This window comes from Pantoea agglomerans, from assembly GCF_021397715.1.
Taxonomy (GTDB): Bacteria; Pseudomonadota; Gammaproteobacteria; order Enterobacterales; family Enterobacteriaceae; genus Pantoea; species Pantoea astica.
The window spans coordinates 697,656-718,255 of the sequence record NZ_CP090207.1 but is presented as its reverse complement, the minus strand read 5'-3'; the positions used below and the strand labels follow the sequence as shown (position 1 = coordinate 718,255).

Sequence of the window (20,600 nt, the reverse complement as noted above, 5' to 3'; positions counted from 1 at the left end):
AGTAAAATGCTGACACAGCTCCCCGAAACCAGGAAATCATCATGATCGACACGAAAAAAATTGAACAACTTGCACGTCAGGTTCACGAAGCGATGCCGAAAGGGGTACGTGAGTTTGGTGATGATGTCGAAAAGAAAATTCGTCAGGTTCTGCAGGCGCAGCTGACGCGTATGGATCTGGTCAACCGTGAAGAGTTTGATGTGCAGACCCAGGTGTTACTGCGCACGCGGGAGAAACTGGCGGCGCTGGAGCAGCGTCTGGCGCAGCTGGAAAGCCAGAGCGGCGGTAGCAGCACACCGCCAACGGCTAACGCCTCTGCCGCGACGGTGACTCCGGCTGTGACCGGTGCCGCCACGGCTAACACTGCCACTGCGGGTGCTGCGACATCCCCTGCCGCTTCACCGGCACCGTCAGCCATTAATCCTGCGGATGTGGTTAAGACTGATAACGACAGTAACCACTAAGAATCAGTTTAGCGGGAGCCGGTCTCCCGCTGACTTCGGGTGTTAACTGTCGCCGCGAATGGTTTTGATGATATTGGTGGTTGAGATGCCATCTTCAAAATTCAGCACCTGCACATCACCGCCATTGGCCCACACCTCTTTACTGCCCGCAATCTCATCCGGCTTGTAATCGCCGCCTTTCACCAGCAGATCCGGCAGGATGCTGGCAATCAGCCGCTGCGGCGTATCCTCTTCAAACACCACCACCCAATCTACCGCTTCCAGCGCACCCAGTACGATCATGCGGTTTTCCTGCGGGTTAACCGGGCGGCTTTCGCCCTTCAGGCGTTTGGTTGAGGCATCGCTGTTTACCGCGACAATCAGGCGATCGCCCAGCTTGCGCGCATTGGCCAGATAGGAGACGTGGCCGGCATGGAGAATGTCGAATACGCCGTTGGTCATCACCACTTTTTCACCGCGCCGGCGTGCCATCTCCACCGCCGCTTTCAGTTCAGCTTCGGTCATGATGCCAAAGCCCTGTTCCGGACGGGCGTGAATTGCATTTTCCAGCTCAACCGTGCTGACGGTTGAGGTACCCAGTTTACCCACCACCACACCTGCGGCAGCATTGGCAAGGAAACAGGCCTCTTCCAGCGAGTCACCGGCCGCTAACGCCGCCGCCAGCACGCCAATCACCGTGTCACCTGCGCCGGTCACGTCATAGACTTCCTGCGCCTGGGTCGGCAGATGCAACGGCGCTTTGCCTGGCTGCAGCAGCGTCATGCCATTTTCTGAGCGGGTCACCAGCAGCGCGGAGAGATCAAAATCGGCGATCAGCTGCATACCGCGTGCTACGATCTCCTCTTCGTTCTTACACTTACCGACCACCGCTTCAAACTCAGAGAGATTCGGCGTCAGAAGCGTTGCACCACGGTAGCGGGCAAAGTCGGTGCCTTTCGGATCGATCAGCACCGGGACGTTTGCTTCACGCGCCAGAGCGATCATCGTCTGCACGCTGCAGAGTGCGCCTTTGGCGTAGTCCGACAGTACCAGTGCGCCCGCAGCCGCCAGCGAAGCCCGCATTTTTTGGTGGATCGGCTCAGGATCGACCTGATCGAAACCCTCTTCAAAATCGAGGCGGATCAGCTGCTGGTTGCGTGACAGCACGCGCAGCTTGGTGATGGTCGGATGGCTTTTCACCGCCACGAAATCGCAATGTACATTGACGTCTTTCAGCGTGTTACTCAACACGCGCGCCGCATCATCTTCGCCGGTCAGGCCAATCAGGCGTGAGGCGGCACCGAGTGCTGCAATGTTCATCGCCACGTTTGCTGCGCCGCCAGGACGCTCCTCAACGGTGTCCACTTTCACCACCGGAACCGGGGCTTCAGGGGAGATACGGCTGGTAGGGCCATACCAGTAACGATCCAACATCACATCGCCAACGACCAGCACTGAGGCTTGGCCGAACGCGGGCAGAGTAACTTTCATTCCAGACACTCCAGACTGCATTAAAATAGTGCGCGGATGATAGCACAGTTGCGATTTGTGCTATCAGCATCACGCCGGGAGAGACGCTGGCGAGTTCAGCCAGCGCTGCCAGCTGGCAACAACCGTTTGCCGCTCGGCGGCGAAAGCATCCGGCTCCACATGGCCGGGCAGTTCCTGCAATGCCCGATGATGTAACGCATCGCGCAGCGTAACGTACGCCTGGGTCAGCGCCTGCGCTTCATCGGCGGGTATTTTATGGTATTTCGCCATCAGTTCAAAAATACGCACATTGTCGGACCAGCGCGTGAGCTCCGGTTGTTCAGCGGCGTAGCGTAAGACAAGATATTGGGCGATGAATTCAATGTCGGTGATACCGCCCTGATCGGTTTTAATCTCCCAGCGCCCTTTATGCCGGTTACTGAGGTGAGCGCGCATCTTTTCACGCATCTCGCGCACTTCCGTCTGTAACGCCTCCGCGGGACGCGGCAGGCAGAGAATCGCCTGACGGATAGCGTTAAAACGTTCACCCAGCGCCGGCTCGCCAAACACCACGCGCGCCCGCACCAGCGCCTGATGCTCCCAGGTCCAGGCCTCACTGCGCTGATACTCCTCATACGCCTCAAAGGTGCTGACCAGCATCCCCGCCGCGCCGGAAGGCCGTAATCGCGCATCCACCTCATACAGAATGCCGGATGAGGTGCGGGTACTGAACAGATGCATGATGCGCTGAGCAAGGCGCAGATAGAACTGGCGGCCATCAATGCTGCGTTCGCCGTCGGTGACCGCATCGGCCGGACAATCGTGCAGGAAGACCAGATCGAGATCGGAGCTGTATCCCAGCTCCCAGCCGCCCAGCTTGCCGTAGCCCAGCACCGCAAAGCCACGTTCATGCTCATTACTCAGGTGCGACGGCCGCCCGTAGCGCTGGACCATCATATGCCAGGCCTGGCGCACCACCGATTCGATGATCGCTTCAGCCAGCCAGGTCAGGTGATCGCTGACTTTCATCACCGGCAGCGTGCCGGCGATGTCGGCGGCGGCGATGCGCAGATGCTGCGCCTGCTTAAACTGCCGCACCGCCTCCAGCTGCTGCTCTTCATCGTCAGTGGGGATTCGCATCAGGTACTGACGCAGTTCATCGCGGTAGGCATCGGTGGCGGTTGGCTGATAGAGCGTAGCCGGATCGAGCAGTTCATCCAGCAATAATGGATGCCGTGCCAGCTGGCTGGCCACCATCGGTGACGCGGCGCACAGCCGGATCAAATGACGCAGCGCGCCATGATATTCAGTGAGTAACTCCAGATAGGTGCTGCGGGTCAGCACGCCAAGCAGCAACGGCGTCAGACGGCTGAGGGTGACGGCAGCATCGTCGCGTGGGCAGACTTCGCTTAGCAGACGCGGCATCAGTTGATCCAGCGCCTGGCGGCCGCGCGGGCCGATGGTGCGACGGCTGATATCCTGGCGAAACGCCTCCAGCGTCTGGTGCAGCGTGCGGCACTGTTCATCGCTGAGTTGCGGCACCAGCGGGGCCAGCTCGCTCTCCTCCAGCGGGTCCTGCCACAGCATCTGGTACTCCGCCAGCTCGCGCTGATCGCCGATTTCGGGGGTATCTTCACCAATCAGCTCATCAAAAATGGCGCGAACCGCCGCCATCTGACGTTCAAGTGCAGCCATCAGAGCTGGCCAGTCGGCACAGTCCATTGCCCACGCCAGACGGGCGCGATGGAGTTCATCTTCGGGTAAGGTCTGGGTCTGCTCGTCGCCCAGGCTTTGCAGCAGATTCTCCAGCCGCCGCAAAAACAGATAGGCTTCACGCAGCGCATCCACCTGTTCTGTCGGCAGTAACGCCAGCGCTTTAATCGCCTCCAGCGTCGGCAGCAGAGCGCGCAGCTGTAGCGAGCGCTCACGTCCACCGCGAATCAGCTGAAATACCTGAACGATAAATTCGGTTTCACGGATGCCGCCCGCGCCCAGCTTGATATTGTTCTTCAGGCCACGACGGCGGACTTCCCGGCTGATCATCCCTTTCATGTTACGCAGCGACTGGATCACGCTGAAGTCGATATAACGCCGGTAGACGAACGGCCGCAGCATCTGCTGCAGCTCGATACTCCAGCGATCGTGATCGTCGCCCATCAGCCGCGCTTTGACCATCGCGTATCGTTCCCAGTCGCGGCCCTGCTCCTGGTAATAATCTTCCAGTGCGGCGAAGCTCATCACCAGCGGACCGCTGTCGCCAAACGGACGCAGGCGCATATCAACCCGGTAAACAAAGCCATCCATAGTCGGCTGATCGAGTACTTTGATCAGCCGCTGTCCCATGCGGGTAAAAAACTGCGCGTTATCGAGCTCACGCCGTCCACCGCGGGTCGTGCCGTTTTCCGGCCAGGCAAAAATCAGGTCGATATCCGAAGAGAAATTCAGCTCGCCGCCACCCAGCTTGCCCATGCCGAGGATCAGCATCGGCTGCGCTTCGCCGTCAGCGTTACAGGGCGTACCAAAATCACGGCAGCAATCCTGATAAACCCAGTCGCGCGCCCGGCTGATTAACACTTCCGCCAGCACGCTTAACTGCTGCAGGCTCTGTTCCGTGCTGGCATGTTGCAGGCACTGCATCCAGGCGATACGCACCAGCATCTGGCGGCGAAACAGCCGCAGCTCACGCATCAGGCTGGCTTCGCTATCCACCGTCGCCATCACCTGATTGAGCCAGTCGGCATAGTGCTGCCACTCGTCTGGCTGTGGCGGCGTATCACGGATCGTCTGCCACCAGTCGGGATGCTGTTGCAGGTTTTCCAGCACAAAATCACTGAAAGCCAGCCCGGCGACCTGCTCCGCGCTGAGCGAAGTCAGGGAGTCGTTAAGCTGCTGCGCGGCGCGTTCGGCCTGTTCGCGTAACAACGTGGGAATTGCTGACAACATAAATCCCTCCATGATGGCGTCGATCCGATTAGCGTGCCGACCCGCTGGTCAGCCAGAATGGCGGCTGTTTCAGCGCCTGCGACGCCAGCCAGGCTAATCCGGCTTCCTGCTGTTCGTGGATCGCGGACAACAGTTGCTGCCAGGGTGCCAGCCAGACCGCCACATCTTCCTGCGGATAGGCACCGGCCAGCAGATGGACCGCCAGCAACTGACGCGCCAGGCGGGTCGCTTTGTCCTGATACTCATTCGGCTGTTTGACGGTGCTGAAGGTCTCTTTGAGATCGGCGTTAATGCGGCTCAGCATGATATCGCCAAAGCGTTTAAACGATCCCTGCAACTTGGTCTGGCCTTTGGCATCGACCCATTGTTGCCACTGCGATTCCACCAGCCAGTGCGTCAGCGCCAGCTGGGTTTCCACCGCCAGTGATGAGAGGCAAAAGCCGGAGGCATCCACCTCGTCATTCACCAGCGTCTCTTCCAGCGTGGTCAGTTGCTGACGCAGGGCGCTGCTGGCTTTACGCGGCACCAGCGCGCCGAACAGGGAAAATGCCTGACGCAGCACATCCAGCGCTTCGCGCACTGCATCCTGCGCCGCCGCGTTGCCGCGCAGCCAGACTTCTTCATGATACTGCCAGTGGCTGAGACCGGCCGACATCGCGGCCACCATGCCCTCTTCCACCGTGGCTTTGTTACCGGCCTTCAGCAGCGGGAAAGGACGCAGCTGGCGCGGCGGATTGCCCTGGGCCAGCTGATAGCCGCGTGCCGCTTTACTCAGGCTGCCCATCCGCAGACCGCCGATCGCCACCAGCTGCTGCGCGAAGGTCAGCATGTCCTTACGCTCGCCGCGTTTTAATTCCAGTTCGATTTCACATAGCGGTTCGCTCAGCTCACCCGCCGTGACGTCGCCCTGATCAAACGCCAGCTCAATTTCGCTGTCGCCCACGGTAAGCAACCAGACTTCACGCTGAAAATGGGTGGTGAACAGCGGCTGTAAGCGTTGCTGTAACGCCGCAATATCGGTGCCCTTCGGCCAGATATCGGCAGGCAGTTGCGCAATATCCAGCGTCGGCTCGCTGAGATCGACATTATATTCCGGCCGCTGATGCAGCCCGCCCAGCGTTTGCCCGGCCGCTTTCAGCGTCATCTCATAACGCTTATCGACGCCACGGATCCGCAGGCCCATATCCCAGCGCCGTAGCTGGTTATCATCGGTTTCAAAATAGATGTTGGTCAGCTCGCGCGCTGGCTGATGCTGATGCTGATGCGGCCACGCCGCGACAAGGTCAGCCAGTTTCCCGGCTGCCTGAGGAGTTGCAATGAACTTTAGTTCGATTTCGATGGTCATAATTTTTTATTCACTACGCCGCTGGCACTTAAGAGGATGTTTCCTGCATATTTCAGGCGATAATCAGCAGGTTACTCATGCTGTCGCCTGGAGGGCAAGGGGTTATCAGGCGAAGATTAATGCACAGAAGCCGCGCTGTCTCTGCTTTCTTTGTGCTTTCGCAGACCTTTTCGCACTCTCATGAGACCAGGATAGTTCTCATAGTGATTTATGCGAGGCCTCTCCAGACTGTGCCGGTAAATTTTTAGTCAGACTAAGCAAAACGAAATCGAATGAAAAAAATTACACTCGCTGGACTCACTTTGCTGGCTCTCAGCACCCTTGCACCTGCCCACGCCGACGAAAAACGCTACGTGTCTGATGAGTTATCGACCTGGGTTCGCAGCGGACCTGGCGATCAGTTTCGCCTGCTCGGTAAACTGAATGCCGGGGAAGAGGTGCAGCTGCTTCAGACCAATAACGATACCCATTATGGCCAGATCCGTGACTCGGAAGGCCGCACCACCTGGATCCCGCTGTCGCAGTTGAGCGCCAGTCCCAGCCTGCGTACCCGTGTGCCGCAGCTGGAACAACAGGTCAAAGATCTCACCGCCAAGCTGGATAATATCGACAACAGCTGGAATCAGCGCACGGCTGAAATGCAGAACAAAGTCGCCAGCAGCGACGGCGTGATTAACGGGCTGAAGGGCGAAAATCAGAAGCTGAAAAACGAACTGATTGTGGCGCAGAAGAAAGTCAGCGCGGCTAACGTTCAGCTGGATGACAAGCAGCGGACCATCATCATGCAGTGGTTTATGTATGGCGGCGGCGTGCTGGGTGTCGGCCTGCTGTTAGGTTTACTGCTACCGCACATGCTGCCGCGCCGTAAGAAAAACGATCGCTGGATGAACTGACCCGTCTCTGCCGTTTTTCATCAGGGGATCGCCAGATCCCCCTTTTGGCATGCCTGCAATCTGCTGAATCTGTGCAACAATAGAGCAACATGCACCGCTGAAGTGTCGCGCGGGAGGCGACTGGCGTGCAGGTCATTTCTTTTTCTCTGGAGTTTTGCGTGAAGACGTTTCTTGTGGGCGGCGCAGTGCGTGATGCACTGCTGAAGCTGCCGGTTAAAGACAAAGATTGGGTGGTGGTCGGTGCGACCCCCGAAGCCATGCTTGAGCAGGGCTATCAACAGGTCGGTCGCGACTTTCCCGTTTTCCTGCACCCTGACAGCCGCGAAGAGTATGCGCTGGCGCGTACCGAGCGGAAAAACGGGAAAGGCTATACCGGTTTTGTGACCTGGTCCGCGCCCGATGTGACGCTGGAGCAGGACTTACAACGCCGCGATCTGACCATCAATGCGATAGCGCAGGATGAAAACGGCACGCTGGTCGATCCCTACCACGGTCAGCGCGACCTCGCCGATCGCCAGTTGCGTCATGTTTCCGATGCGTTCAATGAAGATCCGCTGCGGGTGTTGCGCGTGGCGCGCTTTGCCGCCCGTTTCGCCCATCTCAACTTCCGTATTGCCGACGAGACTCAGCAGCTGATGCAGCAGATGGCGAGCAGCGGCGAGCTGACACACCTGACGGCTGAAAGAGTGTGGAAAGAGACGGAAAAAGCGCTGACTACCCGTAATCCTCAGGTTTACTTCCAGGTGCTGCGCGACTGTGGCGCGTTGCAGGTGCTGTTTCCGGAACTCGATAACCTGTTTGGCATTCCGGCGCCGGCGAAGTGGCATCCGGAGATCGATACCGGCGTGCATACTCTGATGACGCTGACTATGGCGGCAGCGCTCTCCGACTCGGTCGAGGTGCGTTTCGCCACGCTGTTCCACGACGTCGGTAAGGCGCTGACGCCGCCTGAAAAATGGCCCAGCCATCACGGGCATGGCCTGGCGGGTGTGCCGCTGGTCGAAGCGATTTGCCAGCGTCTGCGCGTGCCGAATGCGATTCGCGATCTGGCGCTGATCGTCACCGAATTTCACGACATCGTGCATACCATTGAACGCCAGTCGGCTGACTCGCTGGTGGCACTGTTTGATCGGATCGATGCCTGGCGCAAGCCGCAGCGCGTCGAGCAGATGGCGCTGACCAGCGAAGCCGATGCGCGCGGACGTGCCGGACTGGAAAGCATGGCCTATCCGCAGGGCGACTATCTGCGGCGCGCGTTTGCGCTGGCTCAGGCAGTACCCACCAAAGCGGTGGTCGAGGCGGGTTTTAAAGGCGCTGAGGTGCGGGAGGAGTTAACGCGACGACGGGTTGACGCCGTCGCGCAGGGTCTGGCAACACCGCAGCCTGACTAGCAGGCTGCGGGCGACTTACATGAAGACCATGTAGACCGCGGCCGCCACGATAAAGCGGTAGATAGCAAACGAGACGAAAGAGATACGCTTGATCAGCTCCAGGAAGGCTTTAATCGCGATCAGCGCGACCACGAAGGCGGTGGCGAAGCCGACAGCGAACATCGGGAAATCCGCCATGGTCAGGAAGCCGATGCTCTTATACATATCCAGCACCGTGGCACCCATCATCATCGGCACCGCCAGGATGAAGGAGAACTCTGACGCTGCATAGCGGCTCACGCCCATCAGCATCCCGCCGGAAATGGTCGCCCCTGAGCGAGAGAAGCCCGGCCACAGCGCTAAGCACTGAAAGCAGCCAATCATAAACGCCTGACGATAGGTAATGTCGTCGACGCCGACCGCTTTCGGCTGCTTCGGTTTAAGGTATTCCGCTGCCAGCAGTAACACACCGCCGACCACCAGCGCATACATCACGTTGATCGGATTAAACAGCGTTTTGATCTGATCGTGCAGTACCAGTCCGACGACAACCGCTGGCACCATGCCGAGCAGAATGTGGATCAGCGATAAACGTCCGGTGCCGACGCCTTCATGTTTTACTTCACCGAAGTGGATACCGATCAGGCCAAACAGACGCCGCCAGAACATCACGACAACCGCCAGAATCGAGCCTAACTGGATAACCACTTCGAAGGTCTCCGCTTTCTCACCCTCAAAACCCAGCAGGTGACCCACTATAATCATGTGCCCTGTGGATGAGACCGGTAAAAATTCGGTCAGCCCTTCCACAACGCCCAGGATTGCAGCTACCCAAAGCTGATGAATATCTGCCATCAAATTTTCCCTCTATCCGTTTCAAAACCATTAAAAAGGCGCTAGCGCAAAGGCTATCGCCTGAAATCATGCTGCATCAGCCTGAGTAAAACCTTAAGGTCTTAGGCCATTTCGCTGGCTACAACGAAACGGCTCTCGCTATGACAGACAGTAATTTGGTTTGGTTTCATTGTGATGGCAATCACATCGCACTTATTTAGGAATAGTCCCGCGCTCAATTCGCACGCCAACCTGCGCTGCCTGGGCGATAGCGCCCGGTTTGCTTACCTTTACGCGCACGCCAGGCGAATTGAAACGGTTCATCAACAGATCCGCGATTTCTTCAGCGACCCGCTCAACCAGCGCAAAACGGCTGCCGGTCAGATGCATCAGAATCGCTTCGGAGACGTCGGCATAACTCAGACAATCGTTCACATCGTCACTGCGGGCGGCCAGTCGGTTATCCCATGCCATTTCGACATCGAGCACCAGCTTCTGCTGCATCCCCTGTTCCCAGTCGTAAACGCCAATGGTGGTGAACACCGTGAGTTGTTCTATAAATACGATATCCATGATGATGGTCTCTGTTTTTGGCTTAGCCGGATACCACTTCCGGCGGATTATGCGTATTATCCACGGTTGATGAGATCAAAACGACCCTAAAGGTAACGGTACGGTGTTATGAGTGCTTTCGCGCCTGGTATGATTATTTTCGCGTATCTCTGCGGTTCGATTTCCAGTGCGATTCTGGTTTGCAAACTCGCTGGCCTGCCCGATCCCCGCACGCACGGCTCAGGCAACCCTGGCGCGACCAATGTGTTACGTCTTGGTGGCAAAGTCGCAGCGGCCTGCGTGCTGGTGTTTGATGTGCTGAAAGGAATGGTGCCGGTCTGGCTGGCTTACCTGATGCATGTCACGCCACTGTTTCTGGGCCTGACGGCGATTGCAGCCTGCGTGGGTCACATCTATCCGGTCTTCTTCCAGTTTCGCGGCGGCAAAGGCGTCGCGACCGCTTTCGGGGCGATTGCGCCGATTGGCTGGGACTTAACCGGACTGGTTACCGGCACCTGGCTACTCACGGTGCTGCTCAGCGGCTACTCCTCACTGGGCGCGATTGTCAGCGCGCTGATTGCGCCATTCTATGTCTGGTGGTTTAAACCCCAGTTCACCTTTCCGGTTTCGATGCTCTCCTGCCTGATCCTGCTGCGTCATCACGATAATATTCAGCGCTTGTGGCGTGGTCAGGAAGGAAAAATCTGGAAGCGTAAGAAGAAATCCCAGGAATAAAAAAAGCCGGCTAGCCGGCTTTTTTTACACTCAGATGGCGGGCAGTTCCGCCAGCGGCCAGCGTGGTCGCACGCTGACGCCTAATCCTCCCCGCGTTCCGCCTTTCAGCCGCACCATGCCCGCATAGGCGATCATTGCACCGTTGTCAGTACAGAACTCAGGACGTGCGTAGAAGACTTCTCCGCCACGCTTCTGCATCATCACCGCCATCTGTTCGCGCAGCGTCCGGTTGGCGCTGACGCCGCCGGCAATCACCAGGCGTTTGAAGCCGGTCTGATCCAGCGCGCGCTTACATTTGATCGACAGCGTATCCACCACCGCATCTTCAAAGGCACGGGCGATATCGGCCCGGGTCTGCGCGTCATCATCGTTACCGCGAATGGTATTGGCGGCAAAGGTTTTCAGGCCCGAGAAGCTGAAATCCAGCCCCGGACGATCGGTCATCGGGCGCGGGAAGGTAAAGCGCCCTTCCGTGCCCTGCTGCGCCATCTTCGACAGCATCGGCCCGCCGGGATAATCCAGCCCCAGCAGCTTGGCGGTTTTGTCGAACGCTTCACCGGCTGCATCATCAATCGATTCGCCCAGCAGTTCATATTCACCGATGCCGGTCACGCTGATCAGCTGGGTATGCCCGCCGGATACCAGTAGCGCAACAAAAGGAAATTCCGGCGGATTCTCTTCCAGCATCGGCGCCAGCAGGTGACCTTCCATATGATGCACCGGCACCGCCGGCACTTTCCAGGCGAAGGCCAGCGCCCGGCCAATGGTGGCGCCAACCAGCAGTGCGCCCACCAGACCCGGACCGGCCGTATAGGCCACCGCATCGATCTGATTCGGCGCTAATCCAGCCTGTTTCAGCGCCGCCTGAATTAACGGCACGGTTTTACGCACATGATCGCGTGATGCCAGTTCCGGCACCACACCGCCGTAATCGGCGTGCAGTTTCACCTGGCTGTACAGCTGATTCGCCAGTAACCCGGCCTCATCATCATAAATTGCGATGCCGGTTTCATCGCATGACGTTTCAATACCCAGAATTCGCATTGCATCACCTCTTTCTCGCGGCGCGCAGTTTAGCACAGCAATTGTGCGGACAGAGGAGCCAATCCCCGCAAAAAGTCATTTTCTGTCGGCTAAAGAGTACGCTATACTCCCGCCCCTGGAAAAACCGGCAGCCGCACAGGCAAACGCTCCTGTTGGTTTCAAATTATCCATGGTGCTTTACAAACCAACTTGAGTTGGAGTAAAATGCTGCACCATTTTGAAATGTGCTGGCGCCGCAGTCAGCAGCAAAAACCGAATTATTCGAGGTGAGAGTTACATGCCGGTAATTAAAGTACGTGAAAACGAGCCATTTGACGTAGCACTGCGTCGCTTCAAGCGTTCTTGCGAGAAAGCAGGCGTTCTGGCTGAAGTTCGTCGTCGTGAGTTTTATGAAAAACCGACTACCGAACGTAAGCGCGCTAAAGCGTCTGCAGTTAAGCGTCACGCCAAGAAACTGGCTCGCGAAAACGCACGCCGCACTCGTCTGTACTAATTTCTTCCGGAGGTTCGCCTCCACCGCGTGTTAAACGCAGACAGAGTCAAGTAAAAGGCCGTGCTTTCCGAAAGGAAGCGCGGCTTGTTGCCGTTTATGAGCTGAAAATCTGGGGCGTATGGCTGGACGAATTCCACGCGTATTTATCAACGATTTACTTGCCCGCACGGATATCGTGGATCTGATCGATGCCCGCGTTAAGCTGAAAAAGCAGGGTAAGAATTTCCACGCGTGTTGTCCTTTTCATAACGAAAAAACGCCCTCTTTCACCGTAAACGGCGAAAAACAGTTCTATCACTGTTTCGGCTGTGGCGCACACGGCAACGCTATCGACTTTTTAATGAACTATGATCGTCTTGAGTTCGTTGAAAGTATCGAAGAGTTAGCGACCTCCCACGGTTTAGACGTGCCTTACGAAGCAGGCAGCGGGCCCAGCCAGATGGAACGCCATCAGCGCCAGAGCCTGTATCAGCTGATGGAGAACCTGAACGGTTTTTATCAGCAGGGCCTGCAGCAATCCAGTGCGCAACCAGCACGCGACTATCTTGATCGTCGTGGTCTGAGCGCCGATATCATCAATCATTTCGCCATTGGTTATGCGCCTGCCGGCTGGGATAACGTTCTCAAACGTTTTGGTAAGCAGTCGGAAGATCGTGAATCGTTGATGGAAGCTGGCATGCTGGTCAGCAATGACAAGGGTCGCACCTATGACCGGTTTCGCGACCGCGTCATGTTTCCGATTCGCGATAAGCGTGGCCGCGTCATTGGTTTTGGCGGACGGGTATTAGGCAACGATACGCCGAAATATCTGAACTCGCCGGAAACACCGATTTTTCATAAAGGTCGCCAGCTGTATGGCCTGTATGAAGCACTGAAAAACCATCCGGAACCGGCCCGTTTACTGGTGGTCGAGGGATACATGGATGTGGTGGCACTGGCGCAGTACGGCATCGATTATGCCGTCGCCTCGCTGGGCACCTCAACCACCGCTGAGCATATTCAGCTACTGTTTCGCAGTACCGACAACGTGATTTGCTGTTATGACGGCGATCGTGCTGGCCGCGAAGCCGCCTGGCGTGCGCTTGAGACCGCATTACCTTACATGAATGATGGTCGTCAGCTACGCTTTATGTTTTTACCGGATGGTGAAGACCCGGATACGCTGGTGCGCAAAGAGGGCAAAGCGGCTTTCGAAGCGAGGATGGAGCAGGCGATGCCGCTCTCTTCGTTTTTATTCGACAGCTTGCTGCCGCAGGTCGATCTGACTTCACGCGACGGTAAAGCCCGGCTGAGTACGCTGGCTTTACCGCTGATTTCGCAGATCCCCGGCGAAACCCTGCGTATTTATATGCGTCAGGAGCTGGGCAATAAGCTGGGTATTCTGGATGACAATCAGCTTGAAAAGCTGATGCCGAAGCTGGCCGCAAGCGGAGCCGCACCGGTTGCACCTCCGTTAAAGCGCACCACGATGCGGGTGCTGGTGGCGTTGCTGATTCAGAACCCGCAGCTGGCGACGCTGGTGCCTTCGCTTGATGGCTTGTCTGAGTCAAAAATGCCGGGATTACCGCTATTTATCGAATTAGTGGGCCGTTGTAACGAGAATCCTGGATTGACCACCGGACAGCTACTAGAGTTATATCGCGGGACAAATTTTAGTCAGACGCTTGAAACTCTGGCGATCTGGAACCACATGATAGTAGATGAGGAAGCCGAAGCGGTGTTTCAGGACTCGCTGGCCAGCCTCTACGATTCTGCTCTTGAAGAGCGCCTGGAGTTTTTGATAGCGCGTGAGCGCACCCAGGGATTAAGCGCCGATGAGCGCCGCGAGCTCTGGACACTGAGCCAGGCTTTTGCCAGAAAATAACCGATTTTAATCATTTGTCCATTCTGACGTGTGAAAGGACAGATTGAGCGTTTTATGGCCGTCTCCGCCAGCGCACAGCCACATCGCGTACGCAGGTACGTGATCAAGGCGAGCACTGCCGGGGAGCAGAATGACGAGTAAGCCAGGCCATCAGCACAGAATTTAAAGGCCGTCGGCGTCGAAGTCAGTCTGTTCACCGTCAGCGCACAGCTTCCGCAGCGTACTGGAGTACGTGAGGAAAGCGAGCACTGCCGGGGAGCAGAATGACGAGTAAGCCAGGCCATTAGCACCGAGTTTATACAAGCGGCTTAAGTGCCGAATACTGATGGGCAAAGCCCACGCCGCGACGAAGGCAGCGGCAAGAACTAAACGCCTTCACTGCTATTGTTGGCTCGCTGCCGACCGACACCAATCTAATTAACAGAAGTGTGGATACCGTCTTATGGAGCAAAACCCGCAGTCACAGCTTAAGCTTCTTGTCACCCGTGGTAAGGAGCAAGGCTATCTGACCTATGCTGAGGTCAATGACCATCTGCCGGAAGATATCGTCGACTCAGATCAGATCGAAGACATCATCCAGATGATTAACGACATGGGTATTCAGGTGGTTGAAGAAGCCCCGGATGCCGACGATCTGATGCTGAATGAAAACAGCTCCGATACTGACGAAGATGCCGCGGAAGCTGCCGCTCAGGTGTTATCCAGCGTTGAATCTGAAATTGGGCGTACTACCGACCCGGTTCGCATGTATATGCGTGAAATGGGTACCGTCGAACTGCTGACGCGCGAAGGCGAAATCGACATCGCGAAGCGTATTGAAGACGGTATCAATCAGGTTCAATGTTCCGTTGCTGAATACCCTGAGGCGATTACTTACCTGCTGGATCAGTACGACAAAGTTGAAGCAGGCGAATCACGCCTGTCCGATCTGATCACCGGTTTCGTCGATCCTAACGCAGAAGAAGATCTGGCCCCAACGGCAACGCACGTCGGCTCTGAGCTTTCTGAAGCCGATCGTGTTGACGATGAAGAAGAAGATGAAGAGGACGATGACAGCTCCGACGACGATAACTCTATCGACCCGGAACTGGCACGCGAGAAGTTTTCTGATCTGCGTAAGCAGTATGAAACCACCCGCAATGTGATTAAAAGCAAAGGCCGCAGCCACGCTGATGCCGTTGCCGAAATTCAGAACCTCTCTGACGTCTTCAAACAGTTCCGCCTGGTACCGAAGCAGTTCGATTACCTGGTGAACAACATGCGCGAAATGATGGAACGTGTCCGTACGCAGGAACGTTTGATCATGAAGCTGTGTATTGAACTGTGCAAAATGCCGAAGAAAAACTTCATCACCCTGTTTACCGGCAATGAAACCAACGAAAGCTGGTTCAAAGCGGCGCTGGCGATGAACAAGCCGTGGTCTGAGAAGCTGCTGGAAGTGCAGGATGACGTTATGCGTTCCCTGCAGAAACTGGCGCAGATCGAAGAAGAGACCGGCCTGACCATTGAACAGGTCAAAGATATCAACCGTCGCATGTCGATCGGTGAAGCGAAAGCGCGTCGCGCCAAGAAAGAGATGGTGGAAGCAAACCTGCGTCTGGTTATTTCGATTGCGAAGAAATACACCAACCGCGGTCTGCAGTTCCTCGACCTGATTCAGGAAGGTAATATCGGCCTGATGAAAGCGGTTGATAAGTTTGAATATCGCCGTGGTTATAAATTCTCGACTTACGCGACCTGGTGGATCCGTCAGGCTATCACCCGCTCTATCGCTGACCAGGCACGTACCATCCGTATTCCGGTGCATATGATTGAGACCATCAACAAGCTCAACCGTATCTCGCGCCAGATGCTGCAGGAGATGGGCCGCGAACCGACGCCGGAAGAGCTGGCTGAGCGTATGCTGATGCCAGAAGATAAGATTCGCAAAGTGCTGAAAATTGCTAAAGAGCCGATCTCAATGGAGACGCCGATTGGTGATGATGAAGATTCGCATCTGGGCGATTTTATCGAAGACACCACGCTGGAGCTGCCGCTGGATTCTGCTACTTCAGAAAGCCTGCGTTCAGCGACCCATGACGTGCTGGCCGGCCTGACCGCGCGTGAAGCGAAAGTGCTGCGCATGCGTTTCGGCATCGATATGAACACTGACCATACGCTGGAAGAAGTGGGCAAACAGTTTGACGTGACGCGTGAGCGTATTCGTCAGATTGAGGCCAAAGCACTGCGTAAACTGCGCCATCCGAGCCGTTCGGAAGTGCTGCGTAGCTTCCTCGACGATTAAGTCAGACAAAAACCCCGGTTCGCCGGGGTTTTTTATGCCTGTCTGTCAGCGATCCGCCTTCCCGCCCCACTGTTTTGTTTAACCGTTTTGCAGTGCGGTATACAGCTCTCTGTAAGCCTCAACCATCTCTTCCAGTGACGCGCGATTCAGGCCGCTGGGATTCGGCAATACCCACACCTGCGTTTTGCCCATACATATTGGCTGTTTGCCCCACTCCACTTTGCTCTGCTGAAAGGCACGCCGGAACGCATCTTTGCCCAGAATGGCTAAGGCCGCAGGCTGATAGTGCAGCACCTTGTCGATCAGGCGTTTGCCGCCATCCCGCAGTTCATCCGGCGCTAACTGACTCGCCTGTACCGTTGGTCGTTCAACCAGCATAGTGATGCCACATCCCGTCTCGGTTAAACGTTGTTCTTCTTCCGGTTTAAGCAGCTGCTGAGTAAAACCGGCCAGATGGATGACTCTCCAGAAGCGATTGCCGGGATGAGCAAAGTGATAGCCCTGATGGGCCGTTGACTGGCCCGGATTGATGCCACAGAACAGGACATTGAGGTTGGCGCTGATGATGTCGCGGATGTTGTGCTCGCTCATGCGGCCACCAGTCCGGCACGCTGCTTCAGCGCATCGCGGCTGCGCTGTAACAGCTGGCTGGCATGATCCGCATCCGGACAGGCACGCGCCAGTGCCAGCGCGCCGACCATCTCAGCCTGCATGCTGGAGGCCAGCGCATCCGCATCTTCATGATCCAGCTCGCGCAGCATCTGCGCCAGGCCGTCATGCAACGTATCAATCCCCTGCGTAAAAATAGTACGTGTCTGCTCAGGCAGATGCGCGACTTCACTCACCAGCGCAGCGATTGGGCACCCTTCTGCGGGAGAATTACGATGCGCTTCGGAAAGATAGGTATCAATAAACCCGGATAACCGCTGGCCAGGCTGCGTGACCTGCTCCGCCGGCGCAAAACTGCCCGCTTCGGCAAACATGTGTTTCAGTACCTCCTGTACCAGTTCCTCGCGTGAGGCAAAATGCGCATAAAAACCGCCGTGCGTCAGGCCAACCCGCTTCATCAGAGCCGCCACACCGATGCCCTCGGTGCCGGTCTCACGCATGACTCGCGCAGCCTCACTCAGGATACGCTGCCGCGTATGCGCTTTGCTGGTCTGCTTTTCCATATCATCTCCTGCGGTTTCAGATGCGTTGCTTCTGGCTATTATAGTAATTATTACGCTCATCATATTCCAGCTTGACTGCTCATATGATGATCGTCATATTAGTGTGAATTATGACGACCATCATACGAGGAGTACATTATGTCAACATCAGGTACAGCGTTAATTACCGGCGCATCGAGCGGCATCGGCGCAACTTATGCGAAACGACTGGCTGCACGCGGTTACGATCTGATTCTGGTGGCGCGAGACAAAGCGCGGCTGGATCAGCTGGCGGCGTTGCTGAGTGAGCAGCACGCGATTCAGGTTAAGGTGCTGGCTGCTGACTTAACCGATGAACAGGATGTGCAACGGGTAGAGGCAGAGCTGGTCACCAATAGCAACATTACGCTGCTGCTGAACAACGCAGGTATGAGCGTAGAAGGAGAGTTCCTTGAGGCGGATATCAACCGCATCAACACTATGCTGACGTTAAATATCGTCACGCCAACTCGCCTGGCGCAGGCTGCTGGCCGGGCCTTCAAAGCGCGTGGCAACGGCATCATTATCAATATCGCCTCGGTGCTGGCACTGGTGCATGAGATGTTCAACGGCGCTTATAACGCCACTAAATCTTATGTGCTGACGTTAACGCGCGCATTGCAGCGTGAGCTTGCTGACAGCGGAGTCCAGGTGCAGGCGGTATTACCCGGTGCAACCCGCACTGAGATATTTGACCGTGCCGGCCAGCCGATCGCGACCATCCCTGCTGAAATGCTGATGGAAGTGGATGAAATGGTCGATGCGGCGCTGGCGGGCCTCGACAATAAGGAAGCGGTGACCATTCCGCCGCTGGAAGAGCTGGAGATGTGGCAGGATTACGACCGGGCGCGCGGTACGATGGTGCCTCACCTGTCACGTAACAAATCTGCTTCGCGCTACCACCAGAACTAACTCCGACGCAGGCAGGGGGTTCTCAGAGGGCATTTTTATGGTTGGTACGGCGTATCCTGCCGTGCCACTTTGAGACCTTGTTACCGCCCGACAGGATATTTGTTATAAAAATCAGCAGCTAATTGCCTGCTGCTTATTTCAGCAACCGGTGGCTGAGTGCTGGATCGCTCAGAAGAGATACTTTATAATCCCCGCTCCGCTGGCCCCTTAGCTCAGTGGTTAGAGCAGGCGACTCATAATCGCTTGGTCGCTGGTTCAAACCCAGCAGGGGCCACCAAATTTTAGCAGTAAATACATACAGTCAGACCACTCGAAAGAGCGGTCTTTTTGCTATTTATATTGCTAGTGTCCCCTTTTTGTCCCCTCACATAATTTATTGAAGTGCTCAAGCCACGATCCAGCTAGCTGACGTCTGCAAAACCTCATGGTTACAGAAATTTCCAGGAAAAAATTTCCCCCGCGTCTGATTGCTCAGGAGTATGGTTAACAAATCATTACAGTCTGAAGGGTTACTGATGGATACAGTAGAGGAACTAAACGGAACATACTTCTATGCGGGAAAATCGAATCTTACCGCCTCTGAACTCTTTTTCATGGTGTTTGTTTTCAACACGGCTGATCAGTTCGGCATTAAAGATATTTCAGCAAGCTATGCACTGTATGCAGGTATAAATGACCAGGTTACCCGGACTAAACCAGAAACGGCACTGAAAGGAACATCCAGACTTCCAAAAGGTGTGAGGAAAGTATTCGGAAATAGAATGTTCCCGTTCGGATTGAAAATGCCTACATGGATCGGCGGCTACACTCCGTGGACTGTAAAACGCAGGATGGTGAGGAAGGTCGGTACATGGGTAGGCCGTACTATTCCGTTAGTTGGCGAGGTTGTTCTTTTGGTTGATATTTCACAGATAACCTACAATTCAATCCGCGAATATAACACCATAGCAAGAGGCAATGATAAGTTATGGTGATCGGTGAAGACGACATTGAGCAACGAGTACTACGCATGTTTTCTGTACGTGCTGGTGCCTACATGTTCAGGAAAAAGAAATATGGCACGTACACGCCAGAAGCAAATATTCATTTTGATGTTCAGCTTGATCAGGATGATATTGAAGAATTAGTTGAAGATTATTCAAAAGAATTTGCCGTTGATATGTCTGATTTCCATCTTGAAGCCTACTACCCCAAAATAAAACATTCATGGAATCCATTCAGGAAACCTGATCCTGTCGATGTTCCTGATTTCACAATTGACATGTTTATTAAATCGGCCAGAGCCGGTAAATGGTTATATGATTAACGCAAGGAGCTAACGAAATGGCTGTACCAGTACATTTATTTTTGACCGACGACGGCGGAGCTGCTATTCGTGGTTCCTCTGATGTGCAAGACCGCGAAGGCTCAATCGAGTTAAGGACACTTCACCACAGCCTGACTATCCCTACTGACCCAATGACAGGGAAAGTAACCGGAACACGTCAGCACGCACCATTTCAATTTACTAAAGAGCTTGATAGCGCATCACCTTACCTGTTCAAAGCAGCCGCAACGGGCCAAACGCTGAAAAGTGCAGAGTTCCGCTTCTACCATATCAACCACTCAGGCCAGGAAGTGGAGTATTACCGGATTACACTGGAAAACGTCAAAGTAATTTCTGTTAGTCCGGTAATGCACGACACGCGAGGCTGTCCGGGCACAGGTCATATGGAAGAAGTCGCCCTGAACTACGAGAAGATTACACACCTGTATAAAGACGGCAATTTGCTGGCGCATGACTCCTGGAACGAACGTCCTACAGCATAGCGAAAGGGGTTATCCCTGCGAAACAGTTTTCAGATTTTTAAAGCAGTTAATCTCTGCTGAAACCCGCACCAGCTAAGACTCTGCGGGTTTTTCTTTGTTGTTTTCCCTCGCATAATTTGATCTTCCGGACTCACATAAAATACAAAACCTCATTACTTCTCTGGTAGTTGTGTTTTTCATTAGATCCTCTATAGATCCTTTCCACTGAAAAAACTGAAATTCTTTTTACTCTTTTCAGTTGGCTAACTCTGACAGAAAGCCAGCAGTGGCGCGTCCCGGCAATGCTCTGGCGCAGCTGGCCAATTTTTATTGACCACAACAATTAAGAAATACCGGCCTCCCGGCAGACATCTTTAACAGTTCATCCTGCTTCACCCGACTTAATCACAGCGATGATCTGATGCTCAGTAAAACGGACT

At 55.3% G+C, this 20,600-nt stretch carries 19 protein-coding genes and 1 tRNA gene; 12 read left to right on the top strand and 8 right to left on the bottom strand.

Annotated features, from left to right (window positions below; all coding sequences use genetic code 11):
* Positions 1–41: 41 nt before the first annotated feature.
* A complete protein-coding gene (ubiK, locus tag LZU96_RS03535) occupies positions 42–464 on the top strand; it encodes a ubiquinone biosynthesis accessory factor UbiK (RefSeq protein ID WP_233987085.1) in 423 nt (140 codons plus the stop codon).
* A 42-nt stretch (positions 465–506) separates the two neighbouring features.
* Here the strand turns inward: ubiK and hldE are convergent, their stop codons facing one another.
* The 3 genes from hldE to LZU96_RS03520 all read right to left on the bottom strand — a co-directional run bounded on the left by hldE (position 507) and on the right by LZU96_RS03520 (position 6,201).
* The gene (gene hldE, locus LZU96_RS03530) at positions 507–1,934 is read right to left on the bottom strand and encodes a bifunctional D-glycero-beta-D-manno-heptose-7-phosphate kinase/D-glycero-beta-D-manno-heptose 1-phosphate adenylyltransferase HldE (RefSeq protein WP_233987084.1); all 1,428 of its coding nucleotides are present in this window, start codon (positions 1,932–1,934) and stop codon (positions 507–509) included.
* 69 nt (positions 1,935–2,003) lie between these two features.
* Positions 2,004–4,856: a bifunctional [glutamate--ammonia ligase]-adenylyl-L-tyrosine phosphorylase/[glutamate--ammonia-ligase] adenylyltransferase gene (gene glnE / locus LZU96_RS03525; RefSeq protein WP_233987083.1), complete on the bottom strand. Its 2,853-nt coding sequence runs from the start codon at positions 4,854–4,856 to the stop codon at positions 2,004–2,006.
* A 28-nt stretch (positions 4,857–4,884) separates the two neighbouring features.
* The gene (locus LZU96_RS03520) at positions 4,885–6,201 is read right to left on the bottom strand and encodes an inorganic triphosphatase (RefSeq protein ID WP_233987082.1); all 1,317 of its coding nucleotides are present in this window, start codon (positions 6,199–6,201) and stop codon (positions 4,885–4,887) included.
* 272 nt (positions 6,202–6,473) lie between these two features.
* On the opposite strand from LZU96_RS03520, the gene LZU96_RS03515 reads away from it, so the two are divergent.
* The gene (locus LZU96_RS03515; protein ID WP_069729240.1) at positions 6,474–7,094 is read left to right on the top strand and encodes a TIGR04211 family SH3 domain-containing protein; all 621 of its coding nucleotides are present in this window, start codon (positions 6,474–6,476) and stop codon (positions 7,092–7,094) included.
* A gap of 158 nt (positions 7,095–7,252) precedes the next feature.
* The gene (locus tag LZU96_RS03510) at positions 7,253–8,485 is read left to right on the top strand and encodes a multifunctional CCA addition/repair protein (protein WP_233987081.1); all 1,233 of its coding nucleotides are present in this window, start codon (positions 7,253–7,255) and stop codon (positions 8,483–8,485) included.
* 15 nt (positions 8,486–8,500) lie between these two features.
* On the opposite strand, the gene bacA is transcribed toward LZU96_RS03510, so the two are convergent.
* Both bacA and folB read right to left on the bottom strand, forming a co-directional pair.
* Entirely contained in the window at positions 8,501–9,319 is an 819-nt protein-coding gene (gene bacA / locus LZU96_RS03505; RefSeq protein ID WP_233987080.1) for an undecaprenyl-diphosphate phosphatase, read from the bottom strand.
* A 192-nt stretch (positions 9,320–9,511) separates the two neighbouring features.
* Positions 9,512–9,871, bottom strand: a complete 360-nt coding sequence (gene folB / locus LZU96_RS03500; RefSeq protein ID WP_094120656.1) for a bifunctional dihydroneopterin aldolase/7,8-dihydroneopterin epimerase — start codon at positions 9,869–9,871, stop codon at positions 9,512–9,514.
* Between the two features lie 108 nt (positions 9,872–9,979).
* Here folB and plsY point away from each other — a divergent pair, with 108 nt between their 5' ends.
* Positions 9,980–10,585: a glycerol-3-phosphate 1-O-acyltransferase PlsY gene (gene plsY / locus LZU96_RS03495; protein ID WP_233987079.1), complete on the top strand. Its 606-nt coding sequence runs from the start codon at positions 9,980–9,982 to the stop codon at positions 10,583–10,585.
* A gap of 30 nt (positions 10,586–10,615) precedes the next feature.
* Here the strand turns inward: plsY and tsaD are convergent, their stop codons facing one another.
* The gene (tsaD, locus tag LZU96_RS03490) at positions 10,616–11,629 is read right to left on the bottom strand and encodes a tRNA (adenosine(37)-N6)-threonylcarbamoyltransferase complex transferase subunit TsaD (protein WP_233987078.1); all 1,014 of its coding nucleotides are present in this window, start codon (positions 11,627–11,629) and stop codon (positions 10,616–10,618) included.
* A gap of 277 nt (positions 11,630–11,906) precedes the next feature.
* On the opposite strand from tsaD, the gene rpsU reads away from it, so the two are divergent.
* From rpsU to rpoD, 3 genes are all read left to right on the top strand, one after another.
* Entirely contained in the window at positions 11,907–12,122 is a 216-nt protein-coding gene (rpsU, locus tag LZU96_RS03485) for a 30S ribosomal protein S21 (RefSeq protein ID WP_001144069.1), read from the top strand.
* 118 nt (positions 12,123–12,240) lie between these two features.
* Positions 12,241–13,986: a DNA primase gene (gene dnaG, locus LZU96_RS03480; RefSeq protein ID WP_233987077.1), complete on the top strand. Its 1,746-nt coding sequence runs from the start codon at positions 12,241–12,243 to the stop codon at positions 13,984–13,986.
* 442 nt (positions 13,987–14,428) lie between these two features.
* Positions 14,429–16,270: an RNA polymerase sigma factor RpoD gene (gene rpoD / locus LZU96_RS03475; protein ID WP_094121968.1), complete on the top strand. Its 1,842-nt coding sequence runs from the start codon at positions 14,429–14,431 to the stop codon at positions 16,268–16,270.
* Between the two features lie 78 nt (positions 16,271–16,348).
* Here rpoD and mug read toward each other — a convergent pair whose 3' ends face one another.
* Together mug and LZU96_RS03465 are read right to left on the bottom strand one after the other, a co-directional pair.
* Positions 16,349–16,861: a G/U mismatch-specific DNA glycosylase gene (mug, locus tag LZU96_RS03470; RefSeq protein WP_233987076.1), complete on the bottom strand. Its 513-nt coding sequence runs from the start codon at positions 16,859–16,861 to the stop codon at positions 16,349–16,351.
* On the bottom strand, positions 16,858–17,442 hold the full coding sequence (locus LZU96_RS03465) for a TetR/AcrR family transcriptional regulator (protein WP_233987075.1): 585 nt from the start codon (positions 17,440–17,442) through the stop codon (positions 16,858–16,860). Before LZU96_RS03465 ends, mug begins: the two co-directional genes overlap by 4 nt.
* A gap of 138 nt (positions 17,443–17,580) precedes the next feature.
* On the opposite strand from LZU96_RS03465, the gene LZU96_RS03460 reads away from it, so the two are divergent.
* From LZU96_RS03460 to LZU96_RS03440, 5 genes are all read left to right on the top strand, one after another.
* Positions 17,581–18,372 carry an SDR family NAD(P)-dependent oxidoreductase gene (locus tag LZU96_RS03460; protein WP_233987074.1) on the top strand — a complete coding sequence of 264 codons (792 nt, stop codon included), beginning with the start codon at positions 17,581–17,583 and terminating at the stop codon, positions 18,370–18,372.
* A gap of 201 nt (positions 18,373–18,573) precedes the next feature.
* A tRNA-Ile gene (locus tag LZU96_RS03455) sits at positions 18,574–18,649 on the top strand.
* Positions 18,650–18,887: 238 nt separating this feature from the next.
* A complete protein-coding gene (locus LZU96_RS03450; RefSeq protein ID WP_233987073.1) occupies positions 18,888–19,346 on the top strand; it encodes an STM2901 family protein in 459 nt (152 codons plus the stop codon).
* Positions 19,340–19,678, top strand: coding sequence for a DUF1493 family protein (locus LZU96_RS03445; RefSeq protein ID WP_233987072.1), 339 nt, complete (start codon positions 19,340–19,342; stop codon positions 19,676–19,678). The genes LZU96_RS03450 and LZU96_RS03445 overlap by 7 nt, the downstream gene beginning before the upstream one ends.
* Before the next feature lie 17 nt (positions 19,679–19,695).
* Complete coding sequence (locus LZU96_RS03440; RefSeq protein ID WP_233987071.1) at positions 19,696–20,181, top strand: Hcp family type VI secretion system effector; 486 nt, start codon at positions 19,696–19,698, stop codon at positions 20,179–20,181.
* The last annotated feature ends 419 nt before the right edge of the window (positions 20,182–20,600 follow it).

Coding starts and splice junctions, on each gene's coding strand:
- LZU96_RS03465 (WP_233987075.1), bottom strand. CDS start 17,442: ATGGAAAAGCAGACCAGCAAAGCGCATACGCGGCAGCGTATCCTGAGT.
- LZU96_RS03440 (WP_233987071.1), top strand. CDS start 19,696: ATGGCTGTACCAGTACATTTATTTTTGACCGACGACGGCGGAGCTGCT.
- dnaG (WP_233987077.1), top strand. CDS start 12,241: ATGGCTGGACGAATTCCACGCGTATTTATCAACGATTTACTTGCCCGC.
- LZU96_RS03515 (WP_069729240.1), top strand. CDS start 6,474: ATGAAAAAAATTACACTCGCTGGACTCACTTTGCTGGCTCTCAGCACC.
- hldE (WP_233987084.1), bottom strand. CDS start 1,934: ATGAAAGTTACTCTGCCCGCGTTCGGCCAAGCCTCAGTGCTGGTCGTT.
- LZU96_RS03445 (WP_233987072.1), top strand. CDS start 19,340: ATGGTGATCGGTGAAGACGACATTGAGCAACGAGTACTACGCATGTTT.
- tsaD (WP_233987078.1), bottom strand. CDS start 11,629: ATGCGAATTCTGGGTATTGAAACGTCATGCGATGAAACCGGCATCGCA.
- rpoD (WP_094121968.1), top strand. CDS start 14,429: ATGGAGCAAAACCCGCAGTCACAGCTTAAGCTTCTTGTCACCCGTGGT.
- ubiK (WP_233987085.1), top strand. CDS start 42: ATGATCGACACGAAAAAAATTGAACAACTTGCACGTCAGGTTCACGAA.
- LZU96_RS03450 (WP_233987073.1), top strand. CDS start 18,888: ATGGATACAGTAGAGGAACTAAACGGAACATACTTCTATGCGGGAAAA.
- LZU96_RS03520 (WP_233987082.1), bottom strand. CDS start 6,201: ATGACCATCGAAATCGAACTAAAGTTCATTGCAACTCCTCAGGCAGCC.
- bacA (WP_233987080.1), bottom strand. CDS start 9,319: ATGGCAGATATTCATCAGCTTTGGGTAGCTGCAATCCTGGGCGTTGTG.
- glnE (WP_233987083.1), bottom strand. CDS start 4,856: ATGTTGTCAGCAATTCCCACGTTGTTACGCGAACAGGCCGAACGCGCC.
- rpsU (WP_001144069.1), top strand. CDS start 11,907: ATGCCGGTAATTAAAGTACGTGAAAACGAGCCATTTGACGTAGCACTG.
- mug (WP_233987076.1), bottom strand. CDS start 16,861: ATGAGCGAGCACAACATCCGCGACATCATCAGCGCCAACCTCAATGTC.
- LZU96_RS03460 (WP_233987074.1), top strand. CDS start 17,581: ATGTCAACATCAGGTACAGCGTTAATTACCGGCGCATCGAGCGGCATC.
- folB (WP_094120656.1), bottom strand. CDS start 9,871: ATGGATATCGTATTTATAGAACAACTCACGGTGTTCACCACCATTGGC.
- plsY (WP_233987079.1), top strand. CDS start 9,980: ATGAGTGCTTTCGCGCCTGGTATGATTATTTTCGCGTATCTCTGCGGT.